The 17,194-nt window shown below is 69.2% G+C and carries 12 protein-coding genes; 4 read left to right on the forward strand and 8 right to left on the reverse strand.

Annotated elements, in window-relative coordinates; translation table 11 throughout:
* Nucleotides 1-74 precede the first annotated feature (74 nt).
* Nucleotides 75-1,841 carry a proteasome ATPase gene (gene arc / locus IE263_RS16050; RefSeq protein ID WP_189936835.1) on the reverse strand — a complete coding sequence of 589 codons (1,767 nt, stop codon included), beginning with the start codon at nt 1,839-1,841 and terminating at the stop codon, nt 75-77.
* 243 nt (nt 1,842-2,084) lie between these two features.
* Between arc and IE263_RS16055 the strand changes: the two genes are divergently transcribed.
* The gene (locus tag IE263_RS16055; protein WP_189936837.1) at nt 2,085-2,390 is read left to right on the forward strand and encodes a ferredoxin; all 306 of its coding nucleotides are present in this window, start codon (nt 2,085-2,087) and stop codon (nt 2,388-2,390) included.
* A 58-nt stretch (nt 2,391-2,448) separates the two neighbouring features.
* Here IE263_RS16055 and IE263_RS16060 read toward each other — a convergent pair whose 3' ends face one another.
* From IE263_RS16060 to IE263_RS16070, 3 genes are all read right to left on the reverse strand, one after another.
* On the reverse strand, nt 2,449-3,024 hold the full coding sequence (locus tag IE263_RS16060) for a hypothetical protein (RefSeq protein ID WP_229911004.1): 576 nt from the start codon (nt 3,022-3,024) through the stop codon (nt 2,449-2,451).
* A 217-nt stretch (nt 3,025-3,241) separates the two neighbouring features.
* The gene (locus IE263_RS16065; RefSeq protein ID WP_189936841.1) at nt 3,242-4,144 is read right to left on the reverse strand and encodes a tRNA (adenine-N1)-methyltransferase; all 903 of its coding nucleotides are present in this window, start codon (nt 4,142-4,144) and stop codon (nt 3,242-3,244) included.
* 75 nt (nt 4,145-4,219) lie between these two features.
* Nucleotides 4,220-5,884 carry a site-2 protease family protein gene (locus IE263_RS16070; RefSeq protein ID WP_189936843.1) on the reverse strand — a complete coding sequence of 555 codons (1,665 nt, stop codon included), beginning with the start codon at nt 5,882-5,884 and terminating at the stop codon, nt 4,220-4,222.
* A 177-nt stretch (nt 5,885-6,061) separates the two neighbouring features.
* Between IE263_RS16070 and IE263_RS16075 the strand changes: the two genes are divergently transcribed.
* Both IE263_RS16075 and IE263_RS16080 read left to right on the forward strand, forming a co-directional pair.
* A complete protein-coding gene (locus tag IE263_RS16075) occupies nt 6,062-7,027 on the forward strand; it encodes a RecB family exonuclease (RefSeq protein WP_189936845.1) in 966 nt (321 codons plus the stop codon).
* A gap of 14 nt (nt 7,028-7,041) precedes the next feature.
* Nucleotides 7,042-7,713, forward strand: a complete 672-nt coding sequence (locus IE263_RS16080) for a response regulator (RefSeq protein WP_020141342.1) — start codon at nt 7,042-7,044, stop codon at nt 7,711-7,713.
* A gap of 68 nt (nt 7,714-7,781) precedes the next feature.
* Here the strand turns inward: IE263_RS16080 and IE263_RS16085 are convergent, their stop codons facing one another.
* From IE263_RS16085 to metH, 4 genes are all read right to left on the reverse strand, one after another.
* Nucleotides 7,782-9,365, reverse strand: coding sequence for an ABC transporter substrate-binding protein (locus IE263_RS16085; RefSeq protein WP_189936847.1), 1,584 nt, complete (start codon nt 9,363-9,365; stop codon nt 7,782-7,784).
* A 70-nt stretch (nt 9,366-9,435) separates the two neighbouring features.
* Nucleotides 9,436-11,043 (reverse strand): ABC transporter substrate-binding protein, encoded by a 1,608-nt coding sequence (locus tag IE263_RS16090; protein WP_189936850.1) that lies wholly within the window; start codon nt 11,041-11,043, stop codon nt 9,436-9,438.
* A gap of 468 nt (nt 11,044-11,511) precedes the next feature.
* Nucleotides 11,512-12,210: an HAD family hydrolase gene (locus IE263_RS16095; protein WP_189936852.1), complete on the reverse strand. Its 699-nt coding sequence runs from the start codon at nt 12,208-12,210 to the stop codon at nt 11,512-11,514.
* Between the two features lie 135 nt (nt 12,211-12,345).
* A complete protein-coding gene (gene metH / locus IE263_RS16100) occupies nt 12,346-15,861 on the reverse strand; it encodes a methionine synthase (protein ID WP_189936854.1) in 3,516 nt (1,171 codons plus the stop codon).
* 320 nt (nt 15,862-16,181) lie between these two features.
* Here metH and IE263_RS16105 point away from each other — a divergent pair, with 320 nt between their 5' ends.
* The gene (locus IE263_RS16105) at nt 16,182-16,946 is read left to right on the forward strand and encodes an IclR family transcriptional regulator (RefSeq protein WP_189936855.1); all 765 of its coding nucleotides are present in this window, start codon (nt 16,182-16,184) and stop codon (nt 16,944-16,946) included.
* Nucleotides 16,947-17,194 lie beyond the last annotated feature (248 nt).

The raw sequence follows: 17,194 nt of genomic DNA on the forward strand, positions 1-17,194 counted from the left end.
GCCTGCTCCAGCCGTGGCCCGAAAAACAGTCGGCTGCGGGTACCCGGTGAAGGGCACCCGCAGCCGCCCTGGTTTTACAGGTACTGTCCGGTGTTCGCCACCGTGTCGATGGAGCGTCCGGTGTCCGCGCCCTGCTTTCCGGTGATGAGGGTGCGGATGTAGACGATCCGCTCGCCCTTCTTTCCGGAGATCCTGGCCCAGTCGTCCGGGTTGGTGGTGTTCGGCAGGTCCTCGTTCTCCTTGAACTCGTCCACGCAGGCCTGGAGGAGGTGGGAGACGCGAAGGCCCTTCTGGTTCTTCTCGAGGAAGTCCTTGATCGCCATTTTCTTGGCGCGGCCCACGATGTTCTCGATCATGGCGCCGGAGTTGAAGTCCTTGAAGTAGAGGACTTCCTTGTCGCCATTGGCGTAGGTGACTTCCAGGAAGCGGTTTTCCTCGGATTCAGCGTACATGTGTTCCACAGCCGTCTGGATCATGCTCTGGACGGTGGTGGTCTTGTCGCCGCCGTGCTCGCCGAGGTCGTCCGAGTGGAGCGGGAGACGCTCGGTGAGGTACTTGCCGAAGATGTCCTTGGCCGCCTCGGCGTCCGGACGCTCGATCTTGATCTTCACATCCAGCCGGCCGGGGCGCAGGATGGCCGGGTCGATCATGTCCTCGCGGTTGGAGGCGCCGATCACGACCACGTTCTGCAGGCCCTCCACACCGTCGATCTCGGCGAGCAGCTGCGGGACGATGGTGTTCTCCACGTCCGAGCTGACACCGGAGCCACGGGTGCGGAAGAGGGACTCCATCTCGTCGAAGAAGACGATCACGGGGGTGCCCTCGCTGGCCTTCTCACGAGCACGCTGGAAGACGAGGCGGATCTGCCGCTCGGTCTCACCGACGTACTTGTTCAGCAGCTCGGGGCCCTTGATGTTGAGGAAGAAGCTCTTGCCGGCGGCCTGGCCGGTGACCTCGGCGACCTTCTTGGCCAGCGAGTTGGCGACGGCCTTGGCGATCAGTGTCTTACCGCATCCAGGGGGACCGTAGAGCAGGACGCCCTTGGGCGGCCGCAGTTCGTGCTCCTTGAACAGGTCGGGGTAGAGGTACGGAAGCTCGACCGCGTCGCGGATGGCCTCGATCTGGTTGCCGAGGCCGCCGATCTGCTCGTAGCCGATGTCGGGGACCTCTTCGAGGACGAGTTCCTCGACCTCGCTCTTGGGAACGACCTCGTAGACGTAGCCGGAGCGGGGTTCGAGCAGCAGGGCGTCGCCGGGGCGGATGGTGACGTCCAGCAGCGGCTCGGCGAGCCGTACCACCCGTTCCTCGTCGGTGTGCCCGAGCACCAGGGCGCGCTCGCCGTCCTCGAGGATCTCCTTGAGGGTGACGATGTCCCCGACGCGCTCGAACTCCATGGCCTCGACCACGTTGAGCGCTTCGTTGAGCATCAGTTCCTGGCCGCGCCGGAGCTCCTCGAGCTCGACGCTGGGGCTGACGTTCACCCGGAGCTTGCGGCCCCCGGTGAAGATGTCGGCGGTGCCGTCCTCGTTCGCCTGCAGGAAGACACCGAAGCCGGCCGGGGGCTGTGCGAGCCGGTCGACTTCTTCCTTGAGGGCCACGATCTGGTCTCGGGCCTCGCGGAGCGTGTTGGCGAGTCGCTCGTTCTGGGCGGATACGCCGGCCAGGTTGGTCTGCAGCTCGACGATCCGCTCTTCGAGAATCCTCGTGTGTCGCGGAGAGTCGGCGAGCTTGCGTCGCAGGACGGCGATCTCCTGCTCAAGGTAAGCGATCTGCCCGGCCGGGTCGTCGGACCCTCGTCCCGGGCGGATGCCGCGGTTCATGTCGTCGTCGTGGGCTGCCACGGTCCTCACCTCCTCCAAGGGGAGCTGGACGCTTCCAGACCCTACCTGGGTGGGTGTCGATTGAAACCCCTAGATCACAAAGACTGTCGGGGTGTGTCCGATCTTCACCCTTGCGCTCTCCCTCACGCCAGGGGAATACCCACCGAACATGATTGGAAAGCGGCCGGAGGTAGGGTCGAAGTGTTCAACACCCGCCAGAGCCTGCATCGTTCCCGTGCGGCTCTGCACTAAACGGCAGGAGATATGAGCGTGCAGCAGGAGGCCGGTGTCGGCGGCGAGGCACTGGAGGTCTGGATCGATCAGGACCTCTGTACCGGCGACGGCATCTGTGCCCAGTACGCGCCGGAGGTGTTCGAGCTGGACATCGACGGCCTGGCGTACGTCAAGAGCCCTGACGAGGAACTTCTGCAGGCCAAGGGGGCCACGACACCGGTTCCGTTGGCGCTGCTGACGGATGTCGTGGACTCGGCGCGGGAGTGTCCCGGCGAGTGCATCCATGTGCGAAGGGTTTCGGACAGGGTCGAGGTCCACGGCCCGGACGCCGAGTGAGCAGGCGCGCACGCCCTGTTACTTCTGTCTGATTTCTCACATGCGCCGGTGGATTGGCTCAGACGCTGTGGACGCCGGCCGGTGTCGAGCGGATGAACCTCTTGTCCTTCCATTGCCACTTGGCGCTGTCCTTCACGTCGGGGCAGCAACTGGGCACGTCCGCCGAGGAGTAGCCGAGGTACGTGGCGAGGACGGCGCCGTCCTCGACGGAAATGCCGGTGACCGTGAGGCGGTCCCTGGGCTCGACGAGCGTGGCCACCACACGTGCGGTGGTGGCGCCGGCGCCCTGGGTGAGGACGTAGACAGCGTCGGGCGGGGTGCCCATCGCGGAGTCGCAGTGGACCACGGCGACCGTTTCCGGCCTGCCGTCACCGTCCAGGTCCCCCGAGGCCTTCTTCTGCACGAGGGCCTTGACCGGTCCGCACTCGAGCGGGAAGTCGACGCCGGTGGTCGCGGGAGCCGCGGTGGTCACGGGGGCGGACTTGGTGTCCGGGCCGGTCGGCTGGGCAGCCGTCGCCGGGTTGGGCTGGAGGACCGAGGAGAGCGCGACGACTCCGGCCAGGGCGGTGGCGGTCGCGAGCCAGTGGATCGGTCGGGTGTGGGTGTGTGCCAGTTCCGGGACGGCGGATTGCACTAGGAGCGTCTCCTGTGAGGGCTGTGCCGGTGGGGGTGGCCAGCATCGTGCCACACGTCACAGTGCGGGGGAACGGCGGGGTGCGGGATCTCGGACAGCGGGCCTCGCTGTTCGGGGCGGCCGGGCTCAACAGAACGGCGCCCTGGGCGAGTTCCGGTGGTGTTCCGGGAACTCGCCCACGGCGCCGGTTCGTTGACTGCGGCAGGGACCTGCCGCCTCAGCCGCCCAGGCCTCCGTCGGCGTTGGGACCGGAGTAGTCCTCGCCGTAGGCGCCCTTGGCGGGGCGGCGGCGGCGCATGGGGGGCTCGACGCCGTCGGCGAGGCGGCGGGCGGTGAGCAGGAAGCCGGTGTGGCCGATCATGCGGTGGTCGGGGCGCACGGCCAGGCCCTCGATGTGCCAGTTGCGGATCATCGTCTCCCAGGCGGTCGGCTCGTTGAAGCAGCCGATCTCGCGGATGGACTCGACGGTCCGGGCGAGCTGGGTGGTGGTCGCGACGTAGCAGCACAGGATGCCGCCGGGGACGAGCGCCTTGGAGACGGCCTCCAGGCACTCCCAGGGGGCGAGCATGTCGAGGATGACGCGGTCGACGTCCGTGTCGGACAGGTTGTCCTGGAGGTCGCCGACGGTGAGCTGCCAGGCGGGGTGCGGGCCGCCGAAGTAGCGCTCCACGTTCTGCTGCGCGATCTCGGCGAAGTCCTCGCGGCGCTCGTAGCTGTGCAGCATGCCCTGGTCGCCGATGGCGCGCAGCAGGAAGCTGCTGAGCGAGCCGGAGCCGACGCCCGCCTCCACGACGCGTGCGCCGGGGAAGATGTCGGCGAAGGCGAGGATCTGCCCCGCGTCCTTCGGGTAGACGACGGCTGCCCCGCGGGGCATGGACAGGACGTAGTCGGGGAGCAGGGGGCGCAGCGCGAGGTAGGCGACGTTCCCGGTGGTGCGGACAACGCTGCCCTCGGGAGCGCCGATCAGTTCGTCGTGCGGGAAGGAACCCTTGTGGGTGTGGAAGTTCTTCCCGGCTTCGAGCGTGAACGTGTAGTGGCGGCCCTTGGGGTCGGTCAGCTGAACCTGGTCCCCGACCTTGAAGGGCCCGCGCCTGCGGGCGGCACCGGTCGGTTCGGACATGTGAACAGCCTACCGGCCTTTGCCGGGGCCGCCGACCACGGGGAAGCGGGGAGCAACACCGGAGGCGAGCGGCGCTCAGCTCGGCCTGGCCATCGCCTTCACGAAGGCGCGCTCGACGTCGGCCGCGGACAGGACGCCGTAGATCTCGCCGGTCTCCTCCACGACCAGGTACTCGGTGGCGGGGGTGGCGCGCAGGGCGTCCAGGAGGTCCTCGCCGGCGAGCTCGGCGGAGACGCGCATACCGTCGGTGAGCTCCTGGGCGAGGCCGCTGACGGCGACCCAGGGGCGGCGGTGTTCGGGTACGCCGACGATGGCGGCCTCGCGGACGAGCGAGAGGGGTTCGCCGTGGGCGTCGACGACGACCAGGGCGCGGGCGCCGGCGTCGTTGGCGCGGCGCAGGGCCTCGGAGAGCGGGGTGTCGGACTCGACGGGGACCGCGCGGCGGGTGAGGTTGCGGGCGCGCAGCTCGGGGAGGTGCTCGCGCAGACGGGCCATGCGCAGGCTGTTGCCGGCGCCGGTCCAGATGATCGCGGCGAGGATGGCGGCGAGCAGGGCGTCCATGACGGTGTCCATGCCGACGCTGTCCTCGGCGGCGTCTCCGAGCACCCCGGACTGGGTCAGCAGGGGCAGCCCGACGAGGACGGAGACGGCGAGGGCGCGGCCGACCCAGGCGGCGGCGACGGTGCCGCTCATGGGCCTGCCGGTGATCTTCCAGACGACGGCGCGCAGCATGCGGCCGCCGTCGAGGGGGAGGCCGGGCAGGAGGTTGAAGACCGCCACGATGAGGTTGGAGATCATCAGGCCGGCCAGCAGGACCCCGGGGACCGTGCCGGGCTCGACGGGCTGCAGGGCGAGGTAGAAGAGGCCGGCGAGGACGAGTGAGAGGAGCGGGCCGACGAAGGCCAGCCAGAACTCCCGGCCCGGGGTCTCGGCCTCCTTCTCGATCTCGGAGACGCCGCCGAAGAACTGCAGCTGGATGCGGCGGACCGGGAGCTTGAAGCGGAGGGCGGCGACCGTGTGGGCGAGCTCGTGGATCAGGACGGACGCGTAGAAGGCGACCGCGAAGAAGAGGGAGACGAGGTAGCGGGCGGCGCCGAGTTCGGGCAGCACGCGCTCGAGCTGGCCGCCGAACACCCAGGTGATCAGCGCGGCGACGAGGAACCAGCTGGGGGCCACGTAGACGGGCACACCGAAGGGGCGGCCCATCAGCAGGCCGCCGCGGGGCTCCGGGGGACGCGGCGGGCGGCCCTTGGCGGCGGGGGGAGCTTCGCCCAGGGCGGGGCCGTGAGGCGGCTCGGCGGGGGTGTGGGCTCGGGGGAGCTCGGGGTGGAGGTCGGCGCGGGAGTCCGGTGCGGAGGGGCCGGCCACGGGCGGGCCGGCGGGGGGCCGGCCGCTCGGTGCGGGGGTGGCGGTGCCGGAGGTGTCAGGAGCCTGTCCCGCTCCGTCCGTCGGCTGTTCCGTCACGGACCGGTCTTCTTCCGTCGCGGACCGGTCTTCTTCCGTCGCGGGCGTCTTCTCGGGTTCCCTTGCCGACCTGTCCTCGTCCACCGCGGACGTCTCGGGCTCCGTGGCGGACGTCTCCGGCTCCGTGGCAGACGTCTCGGGCTCCCTCGATGACGTCTCGGGCTCCGTCGTGGACGTCTCCTCGGGTGTGGCCGGCGGGGGCGCAGGTGTTGCGTGGCGCTCGACCGACTCTTCGCTGTCCGGCCGCGGCCGCCCGCTCCCGCCGCTTTCCACCACGGTGTCCCCTCGTATCGAAGCAACTCCCGCTCCTGCCGGGCGGAAGGGTCTCGTGACCGATGGTATGCGTCCGTCGGGACGCGTTCCGCCTCGGCACCCCCTGTGTTTTCCCGGCCGTCGTCGGCGTCCGGGCCGCGGCTGGGTGACTGTCAGTGGCGGGCCGTAAGGTCTGGGGTCATGGAGAGCAGCAGCGAGGGCGTCGCCGAGGCGGGCGACGGTGGTGTCGTGGAGGTCCGGCCGCAGGTGGGGGCGGAGGAGGCGGTGGCGGGCGCCGTCGAGAAGGCCGTCGTCGCCATACCACCGGCCTCGCTGTCGCCCTCCCGGGCCGGCGACTTCATGCAGTGCCCGCTGCTGTACCGGTTCCGGGTGATCGACCGGCTGCCGGAGAAGCCGAGCGCGGCAGCCACCAAGGGGACGCTGGTGCACGCGGTGCTGGAGCGGCTCTTCGACGCCCCGGCGGCCGAGCGGACCGCGCCGCGGGCCAAGTCGCTGATCCCCGGCCAGTGGGACCGGCTGCGCGAGTCCCGGCCGGAGCTCGTGGAGCTGTTCGCCGACGATCCGGAGGGTGAGCGGCTGGCGGGCTGGCTGACCGAGGCGGAGCAGCTGGTCGAGCGGTGGTTCACGCTGGAGGACCCGACGCGGCTGGAGCCGGCCGAGCGGGAGCTGTTCGTCGAGGCCGAGCTGGAGTCGGGGCTGAGGCTGCGCGGGATCATCGACCGGGTGGACGTGGCGCCGACCGGCGAGGTGCGGATCGTCGACTACAAGACGGGCAAGGCGCCGAGGCCGGAGTACGCCGAGGGCGCGCTGTTCCAGATGAAGTTCTACGCCCTCGTCGTCTGGCGGCTGAAGCAGGTGATCCCCCGGCGGCTGCAGCTGGTGTACCTGGGCAGCGGGGACGTGCTGACGTACGACCCGGTCCTCGCCGACCTGGAGCGGGTGGAGCGCAAGCTGCTCGCGTTGTGGGAGGCGATCCGGCTGGCGACGGAGACGGGCGACTGGCGGCCGCGGCCGACGAAGCTGTGCGGCTGGTGCGATCACCAGGCGCACTGCCCGGAGTTCGGCGGTACTCCCCCGCCCTATCCGCTGCCGGTGAGGGCGGCGGAGTCCGGCAGCACCTCGCAGGGCAGAATGGGGCCGGACTAGCGAAGGAGATTTACGTGGCCATCCGCGTCCTACTGGTCGACGACCAACCGCTGCTGCGCACCGGCTTCCGGATGATTCTGGAGGCGGAGCAGGACATCGCGGTGGTCGGCGAGGCCGGAGACGGTCTTCAGGCCCTCGACCAGGTGCGGGCCCTGCAGCCCGACGTGGTTCTGATGGACATCCGCATGCCCCGCATGGACGGCGTCGAGGCGACGCGGCAGATCACCGGGCCCGGGCGGGACGGCCCGGCGAAGGTACTGGTGCTGACGACCTTCGACCTCGACGAGTACGTGGTGGAGGCGCTGCGCGCCGGTGCCAGCGGCTTCCTGCTCAAGGACGCCCCGGCCAACGAGCTGGTGCAGGCGATCCGCGTGGTCGCCGCCGGCGAGGCGATGCTCGCGCCGAGCATCACGCGCCGGCTGCTCGACAAGTACGCCACGCATCTGCCGTCGGGCGACGAGCCGGTGCCGGACACGCTGCACACGCTCACCGACCGTGAGGTGGAGGTGCTGAAGCTGGTGGCGCGGGGGCTGTCGAACGCCGAGATCGCCGCCGACCTGTTCGTCAGCGAGACCACCGTCAAGACGCATGTCGGGCATGTGCTGACCAAGCTGGGGCTGCGCGACCGGGTCCAGGCCGCGGTGTACGCGTACGAGAGCGGGCTGGTGCGCCCCGGCGCGCAGTAGAACGCCCCCCTACGGCACAGAGGGCGCCCCTTCCTGACAAGGGGCGCCCTCCGCGTTCGTACCGGCTCTCAGCCCTTGTTGAGCTCCCAGAAGCGGAAGACCGTGGAGGCGTCGAGGCAGTTCTCCAGGCCGTAGACGTCCTCGTGGACGACGGCGTACTGCTTGGCCTGCCAGACCGGGAGGACGGGCAGCTGCTCGGCGACGATGTCCTGGAGCTGTCCGTAGTCCTTGTCGGTGGTGGAACGGTTGCTCGCGGCGGCGGTGCGCGGGATCAGGGTGTCGGTGATCGTGCCGTTGGCGTAGTTGTTGCCCAGCACGTTGCCCTCGCCGAAGAAGGGCGCGGTGAAGTTGTCGGCGTCCGGGTAGTCCGGCACCCAGCCCTTGACGTACACGCCGTACTTGCCGGCCTCGATGTCCTTCTCGTACTGGTCGTAGGCGACGGACTTGACGTCGGCGTCGAACAGGCCGCTGGCGTTGAGCTGTTCGGCGATGGCCTTCAACTCGGCGTCGGTGGCGGGGCCGTAGCGGGAGGGGGTGGACCACAGGGTGAGCTTCACCTTGCCGGTGATGCCCTCCTCCTTCTGGAGCGCGGCGGCGGCCTTGGCCTTCGAGGGGCGGGCGCCGTAGCGGTCGAAGAAGGCCGTGTTGTGGCCGCCGATGCCGGCCGGGATGATCGAGTACAGCGGGTCGGCGGTGCCCTGGTAGACGTCCTCGATGAGGGCCTCGCGGTCGAGCAGATAGGCGATGGCCTGGCGGACGCCGAGCTTTCCGGCGACGGGGTCGTCCATGTTGAAGACGAGGTGCTGGACCTCGGCGCTGCTGCCCTCGACGGCCTCGACGCCCGAGCTGTCGTTGCTCTGCTCTAGGTCGGATATGTCGGCGGCGGTCAGGCCTCGGTAGGCGATGTCGATCTCATCGGCGAGGAGGGCCTTCTTCAGGCCGCTCTGGTCGCCGTGGAAGAACTTCAGGGTGACGCCGGTGTTCTGGGTCTCGGCGGTGCCCTTGTAGTTCTCGTTGACGGAGAAGACGGCCTCGTCCTCGCCGAAGGAGTCCAGCTTGTAGGGGCCGGAGCCGACGGCCTTGCCGTCCTCGCGCAGGCCGTCGGCGTCGTACTGACGGTGGTTGACGATGGAGCCGGCGCCCGAGGCGATCTTGCTGGGGAAGGTGGCGTCGGCGACCTTCAGCTTGAAGACGACGGTCTTGTCGTCCGGCGTCTCGACCTTGTCGAGCATGGGGAACATGATCGCGGGACCCGCGTCGTCGTTGATCTTCAGCATGCGTTCGAAGGAGAACTTGACGTCCTCCGACGTGAGCGATTCACCGTTGCTGAACTTCAGGCCGTCCTTCAGCGTGCACTCGTAGACCTTGGTCTGCGAGTCGGTGAAGGAGCACTCCTCGGCGGCGTCGGGCTCGGGTTCCGTGCCGCCCTTCGGGAAGCTCAGCAGCGACTGGAAGACGTTGTTGAACAACAGCCAGGAGCCGGGGTCGTAGCCGGACGCGGGGTCCGTGGCCAGGACGTCGTCGGACATCCCCATCACCACCGAGGAGCCGTCTCCCCCGGAGTCCCCGCCCTGCGAGCCGCATCCGGTCAACAGGCCGGAGGCCAGCCCCGCCACGATCGGCAGTACCGGCCACTGGTTGCGCATGTTCACGTAGGTGTGCCTTGTCGTCGTTCTCGTACCCCGGGGCCGCCGTCCCGGCCCCGGGTCATGGGGAGGTTCGTCAGCCGCTCACGCCGCGGGAGAGCTCCCACAGCTGAAGGGTCGCGGCGGAGTTGAGCACGTAGGCCGTGCCCGTGATGTCGTCGCTGGAGGCGACGTACTGCTTGCCCTGCCACAGCGGCAGGATCGGAACGTCCTCGGCGACGATGTCCTGAATCTCCGTCAGGCTCTTGGCCGCGGAGAGGCGGTCGGCCTCGCGGCGGGACTCGGGGATGAGGTCGTTGATGATCTCGCCGTTGGCGTACGGGGACTTGAGGAAGTTGTCCTTGTCGAGGAACGGCGCGACGAAGTTGTCGGCGTCCGCGAAGTCGGGGAACCAACCCATGCCGTAGACCGCGTACTCACCCTTGCGCTCGGCGGGGACGAAACTCTCCCACGGCGTGCCCTGGATGGAGACGTCGAAGAGGCCGCTGTCGTTCAGCTGCTTCTGCAGCTGCTCGAACTCCTTCTTCGTGGCCGGTCCGTAGTGGTCGGTCGTGTAGTTCAGCGTCAGCTTCACCGGGGTGCTGACGTCGGCCTTCTCCAGGATCGTTCTGGCCTTGGCGACGTCCGGGTCGCCGTAGACATTGAAGAACGAGTTGGAGTGGCCGGTGACGGAGGCCGGGACCAGCGAGTACAGCGGTTCGGCCTGGGAGCCGTAGACCTTGGAGACGAGTTCGCTGCGGTCGATGACCTGGGCCATCGCCTGGCGGACGGCCTTGCTCTTCACCACGGGGGCGGTGGTGTTGAAGGCGAGGTACCGGATCTCCAGGCCGGCCAGTTCGACGAGGTCCTCGTTCTTCTCGTTGGCGGCGTCGGAGAGCTTGTTGATCTGCTCCGGCGACATGGTGCGGGTCATCAGGTCGATGTCGCCCTTGTCGAGGGCGGTGCCCATCTCGTCGGCGTCCGCGTAGGAGATCATCTCGACCTTGTCGTTCTTCACGTCCAAGGTCCCCTTGTAGTCGGGGTTCTTGGTGAAGACGGCCTTGGTCATCTCGTCGCCGTCGGTCTCGGCCTTGAGGGTGTACGGGCCGGAGCCGTCGACCGAGAAGCCGTCGCGCAGCTTGCCCTTGTCGTAGTCGTCGGGGTTGACGATGCCGGCGACCGGGGTCGAGAGCTTGAACGGGAACGTGGCGTCGGCGGTCTTGAGGTGGAAGATGACTTCGTTGTCGCCCTGCGTCTCGACCGTGTCGATGGTGGACAGCAGCGCGAACACGCCGGAGTCGGCCTTGATGGCGCGGGCGCGGTCGATGGAGAACTTCACGTCCTCGGCGGTGATGGCGTCGCCGTTGGAGAACTTCAGGCCGTCGCGCAGTTTGCAGGCGTAGCGCTCGTTGCCGCTGTCGGTGAAACCGCAGCTCTCGGCGGCCTCGGGAACGGGGTCGCCCTCGCCCTTGGGCTGGATCATCAGGGTCTGCACGGTCTGGCGCAGGATGTTCCAGGTGCCGACGTCGTAGGAGTACGCCGGGTCGAGCGGCGCCGGGGCGTCCTTGGTGGCGGTGAACTGGTCGGTGGTGCCCACGACGATGGCGTCGCCGCCGCCGCTACCACTGTCGGATCCACCACAGGCAGCGAGCACGGGCGCCAGCAGACCCACTACGGTCGGCAGCACCAAAGTCTTGCGGTTCATGCTCGTGTTTCTCCAGAGCTGTCAAGTCCGTGTACCCGGCATGCAGGGGTGTCGCGGCCGATCACGGGGGTAAGGGCGATGTTCTCGCGATGAGATTAGTCCGCACCAGCATGAGGGTTCGCCGCCACCGGAGTTGAAAGCCCATCACGCAGCGAAACCGGGTGTGGACGCACTGAAAACCCGACAGCGGAATGATTCGTGCAGCGTTCCATGAATCAGGACACAAGGGCGCGTCGACACCCCTCGAACGAGGGGGAAAAGCACACCGGTACTCCCCTGTCGACCCCCGATCGCGTGGGGAACGTCACACGCCCAAGGGGGTGCGCAGAGAGCGGAATTCAGCCGTCGACAGCGATCCGAATTCCCCGCGCGGGCACGCGCCGAATTCCTTGTTATCGCCAGTGCACGCTGGGTGAACGCTCTCTCGCATTTCCGTCATCGGGAGATCACCAATGATCGTCTCGGCGATCATCGGAGCGGCATCAGACCACGTAGAAATGTCAGGTCGACCTGTTCCAGCGAGGGCACGACGGTGCGCCGGGCGGCCGGGGCGATCGGGGCGACGGAGGGCACCGCGACGACATGGCAGCCCGCCGCCTCGGCAGCGGCGACCCCGGTGGCGGTGTCCTCGACGACGGCGCATCTGGCCGGATCCGCACCGAGTCCGGCGGCGGCGAACAGGTAGGGGTCGGGGTGCGGCTTGGTGCGCGCGACCTCGTCGCCGGCCACGGTCAGGGCGAAGTGCTGGGGGCCCAGGGTGGTGAGGACGCGGTCGATGATGCGCCGGTGCGAGGCGGAGACGAGGGCCGTGGGGACCTCGTGCTCGGCCAGTTCGGCCAGCAGCCGGGCGGCTCCCGGCATCAGCGGCAGGGCGCGGGTGATGCGGTCCTCGAACCCCTCGTTCAGCAGGACGGTGAGTTCGGCGAGGGTGATGTCGGCCCCGGTCGCCTCGATCAGGAACCCGGCGCTGCGGGCCATGGGTCCGCCGACCACGACATGGCGCCAGGAGTCGTCGAGGGTGTGGCCGAGGCCGGCGAAGACCTCGACCTCGACATCCCACCAGAAGCCCTCGGTGTCCACCAGGGTGCCGTCCATGTCGAGGAGCACCGCCTGAAGGGCCGAGCCCTCGGCCGTGCGGGTTCCGAGCGCGGTAACCGTGCTGGTCATCCACGTACCTCCGTGAAGGGACGAGCAGGCCGGTTCCCATCAGGGGAACCGGCCTGGAGTGGACCGACCAGTGTACGACTTATCCGATCAGTGTGCTCTGTGAGACACACTTCGCCGTGCGCTTCACCGTGCGCGTCACCGAGCGTTGAAGTACTTCGCCTCCGGGTGGTGGATCACGATGGCGTCCGTGGACTGCTCGGGGTGGAGCTGGAACTCCTCCGAGAGGTGGACGCCGATCCGCTCGGGCTGGAGCAGCTCGGCGATCTTGGCGCGGTCCTCGAGGTCGGGGCAGGCGCCGTAGCCCAGGGAGAAGCGGGCACCGCGGTACTTCAGGGCGAACATGTCCTCCATGCCGGCCGGGTCCTCGCCCGCGAAGCCGAGTTCCGAGCGCACGCGCGCGTGCCAGTACTCGGCCAGCGCCTCCGCCAACTGCACGGACAGGCCGTGCAGTTCGAGGTAGTCGCGGTAGGAGTTCGACTCGAAGAGCTTGGCGGTCTCCTCGCCGATGCGGGAGCCGACGGTGACGACCTGGAGGCCGACGACGTCGGTCTCGCCCGACTCCTGCGGGCGGAAGAAGTCCGCGAGGCACAGCCGGCGGCCGCGGCGCTGGCGCGGGAAGGTGAAGCGGGTGCGTTCGTTGCCGTGCTCGTCCAGGAGGATCAGGTCGTCGTCCTTGGACACGCAGGGGAAGTAGCCGTAGACCACGGCGGCTTCGAGGAGGTTCTCGGTCTGGAGCCTGTCCAGCAGGCCCCGCAGTCGCGGCCGGCCCTCGGTCTCGACGAGTTCCTCGTACGTCGGCCCGTCGCCCGTGCGGGCCTGCTTGAGGCCCCACTGGCCCTTGAAGAGGGCGCCCTCGTCCAGCCAGGAGGCGTACTCCTTGAGCTGGATGCCCTTGACGACCCGGGTGCCCCAGAACGGCGGCTCGGGGACGCGGTTGTCGGTGGCGACGTCGGAGCGGACGTGGCCCTCCTCGGGGCGCTCCTCGACCTCGACGGCGGCGGTGGAGCGGACCCGGCGCTGCTTCAGCTCGGGCAGCCTGGCGCCGGGCACGCCCCGCTTGACGCCGATGAGGGCGTCCATGAGGCGCAGCCCCTCGAAGGCGTCGCGGGCGTAGCGGACCTCGCCCTCGTAGATCTCGTGCAGGTCCTGTTCGACGTAGGCACGGGTCAGGGCGGCGCCGCCGAGAATGACGGGGAAATTGGCGGCGAGGCCCCGGGCGTTGAGCTCCTCCAGGTTCTCCTTCATGATCACCGTGGACTTGACCAGGAGCCCGGACATGCCGATGACGTCGGCGCGGTGCTCCTCGGCCGCCTCCAGGATCGCGGAGACCGGCTGCTTGATGCCGAGGTTGACGACGTTGTAGCCGTTGTTGGACAGGATGATGTCGACGAGGTTCTTGCCGATGTCGTGGACGTCGCCGCGGACGGTGGCCAGCACGATCGTGCCCTTGCCCTCCGCGTCCGACTTCTCCATGTGCGGTTCGAGGTAGGCGACGGCGGCCTTCATGACCTCGGCGGACTGGAGCACGAACGGCAGCTGCATCTGACCGGAGCCGAACAGCTCGCCGACGACCTTCATGCCGTCCAGGAGCGTCTCGTTGACGATGTCGAGTGCCGGGCGGCTCTGGAGGGCCTCGTCGAGGTCGGCCTCCAGGCCGTTGCGCTCGCCGTCGATGATGCGGCGCTTGAGGCGCTCCTCCAGCGGCAGGGCGGCCAGTTCCTCGGCCTTGCCGGCCTTGAGGGACTTGGCGGTGGCGCCCTCGAAGAGCTGCATGAGCTTCTGGAGGGGGTCGTAGCCCTCGGCGCGGCGGTCGTGGATGAGGTCGAGAGCGGTCTGGACCTCTTCCTCGCTGAAGCGGGCGATCGGGAGGATCTTCGAGGCGTGGACGATCGCGGAGTCCAGGCCCGCCTTGACGCACTCGTCGAGGAAGACGGAGTTGAGCAGGATGCGGGCGGCCGGGTTGAGGCCGAAGGAGATGTTCGACAGGCCCAGGGTGGTCTGGACGTCGGGGTGGCGGCGCTTGAGCTCGCGGATCGCCTCGATGGTGGCGATGCCGTCCTTGCGGGACTCCTCCTGACCGGTGCAGATCGTGAAGGTCAGGGTGTCGATGAGGATGTCCTCCTCGCGGATGCCCCAGTTGCCGGTCAGGTCGTCGATCAGCCGTTCGGCGATCTCGACCTTCTTCTCCGGAGTGCGGGCCTGGCCCTCCTCGTCGATGGTCAGGGCGATCAGCGCGGCGCCGTGCTCCTGGGCGAGCTTCGTCACCTTGGCGAAGCGGGACTCGGGGCCGTCGCCGTCCTCGTAGTTGACGGAGTTGATCACCGCGCGGCCGCCGAGCTTCTCCAGGCCGGCGCGGATGACGTCGACCTCGGTGGAGTCCAGCACGATCGGCAGAGTGGAGGCGGTGGCGAAGCGGCCGGCCAGTTCCTCCATGTCGGCGACGCCGTCGCGGCCGACGTAGTCCACGCACAGGTCGAGCATGTGCGCGCCCTCGCGGATCTGTTCGCGGGCCATCTCCACACAGTCGTCCCAGCGGCCCTCCAGCATGGCCTCACGGAACTTCTTGGAACCGTTGGCGTTGGTGCGCTCACCGATGGCCAGGTACGAGGTGTCCTGGCGGAACGGGACCGTCTGGTAGAGCGAGGCGGCGCCGGGCTCGGGCTGGGGGTCGCGCTCGACGGGAGTGGCCCCCTGGACCCGTTCCACGAGCTGCCGCAGGTGCTCGGGCGTCGTGCCGCAGCAGCCGCCGATCAGGTTCAGCCCGTAGTCGCGTACGAAGGTCTCCTGGGCGTCGGCCAGGCCTTCGGGGTCCAGCGGGAAGTGGGCGCCGTCCTTGGTGAGGATCGGCAGGCCGGCGTTGGGCATGCACAGCAGCGGGGTGCGGGAGTGCCGGGCCAGGTAGCGCAGGTGTTCGCTCATCTCGGCCGGGCCCGTCGAGCAGTTCAGGCCGATCATGTCGATACCGAGGGGCTCCAGCGCGGTCAGCGCGGCGCCGATCTCCGAGCCGAGCAGCATGGTGCCGGTCGTCTCGAACGCCATCGAGACCAGCAGCGGCACGTCGACGCCGGTCGCCTCCATCGCGCGCCGCGCGCCCAGGATCGACGACTTCGTCTGGAGCAGGTCCTGCGTGGTCTCGACGATCAGGGCGTCCGCGCCGCCGGCGAGCAGGCCCTCGGCGTTCGCCTGGAAGCCGTCGCGCAGCGTGCCGTAGCCGATGTGGCCGAGGGTGGGCAGCTTCGTGCCGGGTCCGATCGAACCCAGCACCCAGCGCTGGCGGCCGTCGCGCGCGCCGTACTCGTCGGCCGTCTCACGGGCGATGCGGGCGCCCGCCTCGGACAGCTCGTACACGCGGTCGGCGATGTCGTACTCGGCCATGGCCGAGTGGTTCGCGCCGAAGGTGTTCGTCTCGACGCAGTCCACGCCGGCGCCGAAGTACGCCTCGTGGACGGAGCGGACGATGTCCGGCCGGGTGATGTTGAGGATCTCGTTGCAGCCCTCGAGGTCCTGGAAGTCCTCGAGGGTGGGCTCCTGGGCTTGGAGCATGGTGCCCATGGCCCCGTCGGCCACCACCACACGGGTGGCGAGGGCCTCACGGAGCGCGGACACACGGGTCCGGCTGTCGGCGGAAGGGGTCGGCGGCACAGAGGCCATGAAAGGGCTCCCTCGGATGCGACGGCTGTCGGCTTTGCGGCGCCCGCGGTCGCTCCCCGAGCCGCCCCCGCGGGTCGGCACACGGAGCTTCCCGTGGAGGGCGCTCGCCGCCAGGGTAGCCGGGTCCGGGGGCTTATGGTCAGGGCGTCCACGGGACGGACGAGGATGGCGGCCGCGTCACCGCCGAGAAACGAGTGACGTAACACGAATCGACCGACCATTAGCGGGAGGTCGGCATGGACCGGTAGTGTTCGGCATTGCCGAACTGCGGTGGCACATGCCGCGCGTGGACGGTCGAAGGGGACGGAGGCAGGACGGCGATGGCACGGAACATCCAGTCGCTCGAACGGGCGGCCGCGATGCTGCGGCTCCTCGCGGGCGGCGAGCGGCGGCTCGGCCTGTCGGACATCGCCTCGTCCCTGGGCCTGGCCAAGGGTACGGCCCACGGCATCCTGCGCACCCTCCAGCAGGAGGGCTTCGTCGAACAGGACGACGCCTCCGGGCGCTATCAGCTGGGCGCGGAGCTGCTGCGCCTGGGCACCACCTACCTCGATGTGCACGAGCTGCGGGCGCGCGCCCTGGTGTGGACGGACGACCTGGCCCGCTCCAGCGGCGAGAGCGTCCACCTGGGCGTGCTGCACCAGCAGGGCGTGCTGATCGTGCACCACGTCTTCCGGCCCGACGACAGCCGGCAGGTCCTGGAGATCGGGGCCATGCAGCCGCTGCACTCCACGGCCCTCGGCAAGGTCCTGTCGGCCTACGACCCGGTCGCGCACAGCGAGGCGCTGGAGGCCGACCGCAAGCCCTTCACGGACCGCACGGTGTGCGAGCCGGCGGACTTCGAGCAGCTCCTCGACATCACGCGCGCGCGTGGCTACGCGGCCGACGTCGAGGAGACCTGGGAGGGCGTCGCCTCCATCGCCGCACCCATCCACGACCGGCGGAGGATGCCGGTGGGGGCGGTCGGGATCACCGGCGCTGTGGAGCGCCTGCGCCGGGACGGCGAGCTGCGCCCGGAGCTGATCGCGGCGGTACGGGACTGCGCCCGCGCGGTGTCGCGGGACCTGGGCGCCGCGCGGTTCTGAGGGGCCGGCGGGGCCGAGAAGGACGCCGGCGGAGCGCGAGAAGAGCGCCCGCCCGAGAAGTGCACAGAAGCAGGCCGGGACGTCGGACGACGTTCCGGCCTTCACCCTGCCCCCGAAAGGTGCATATCGGGCAAGCGCTTCCTGCGCCGGCTCGCACGCCCACCCGTAGATCAATAACTCGAGGCGATCAATAACGATCGCGTTTTCGATTACAGAACTCTTGACGCACGCATGAGCCCAGAGCAAGA

Source organism: Streptomyces aurantiogriseus, from assembly GCF_014649375.1.
In the GTDB taxonomy this organism is placed as follows: Bacteria; Actinomycetota; Actinomycetes; order Streptomycetales; family Streptomycetaceae; genus Streptomyces; species Streptomyces aurantiogriseus.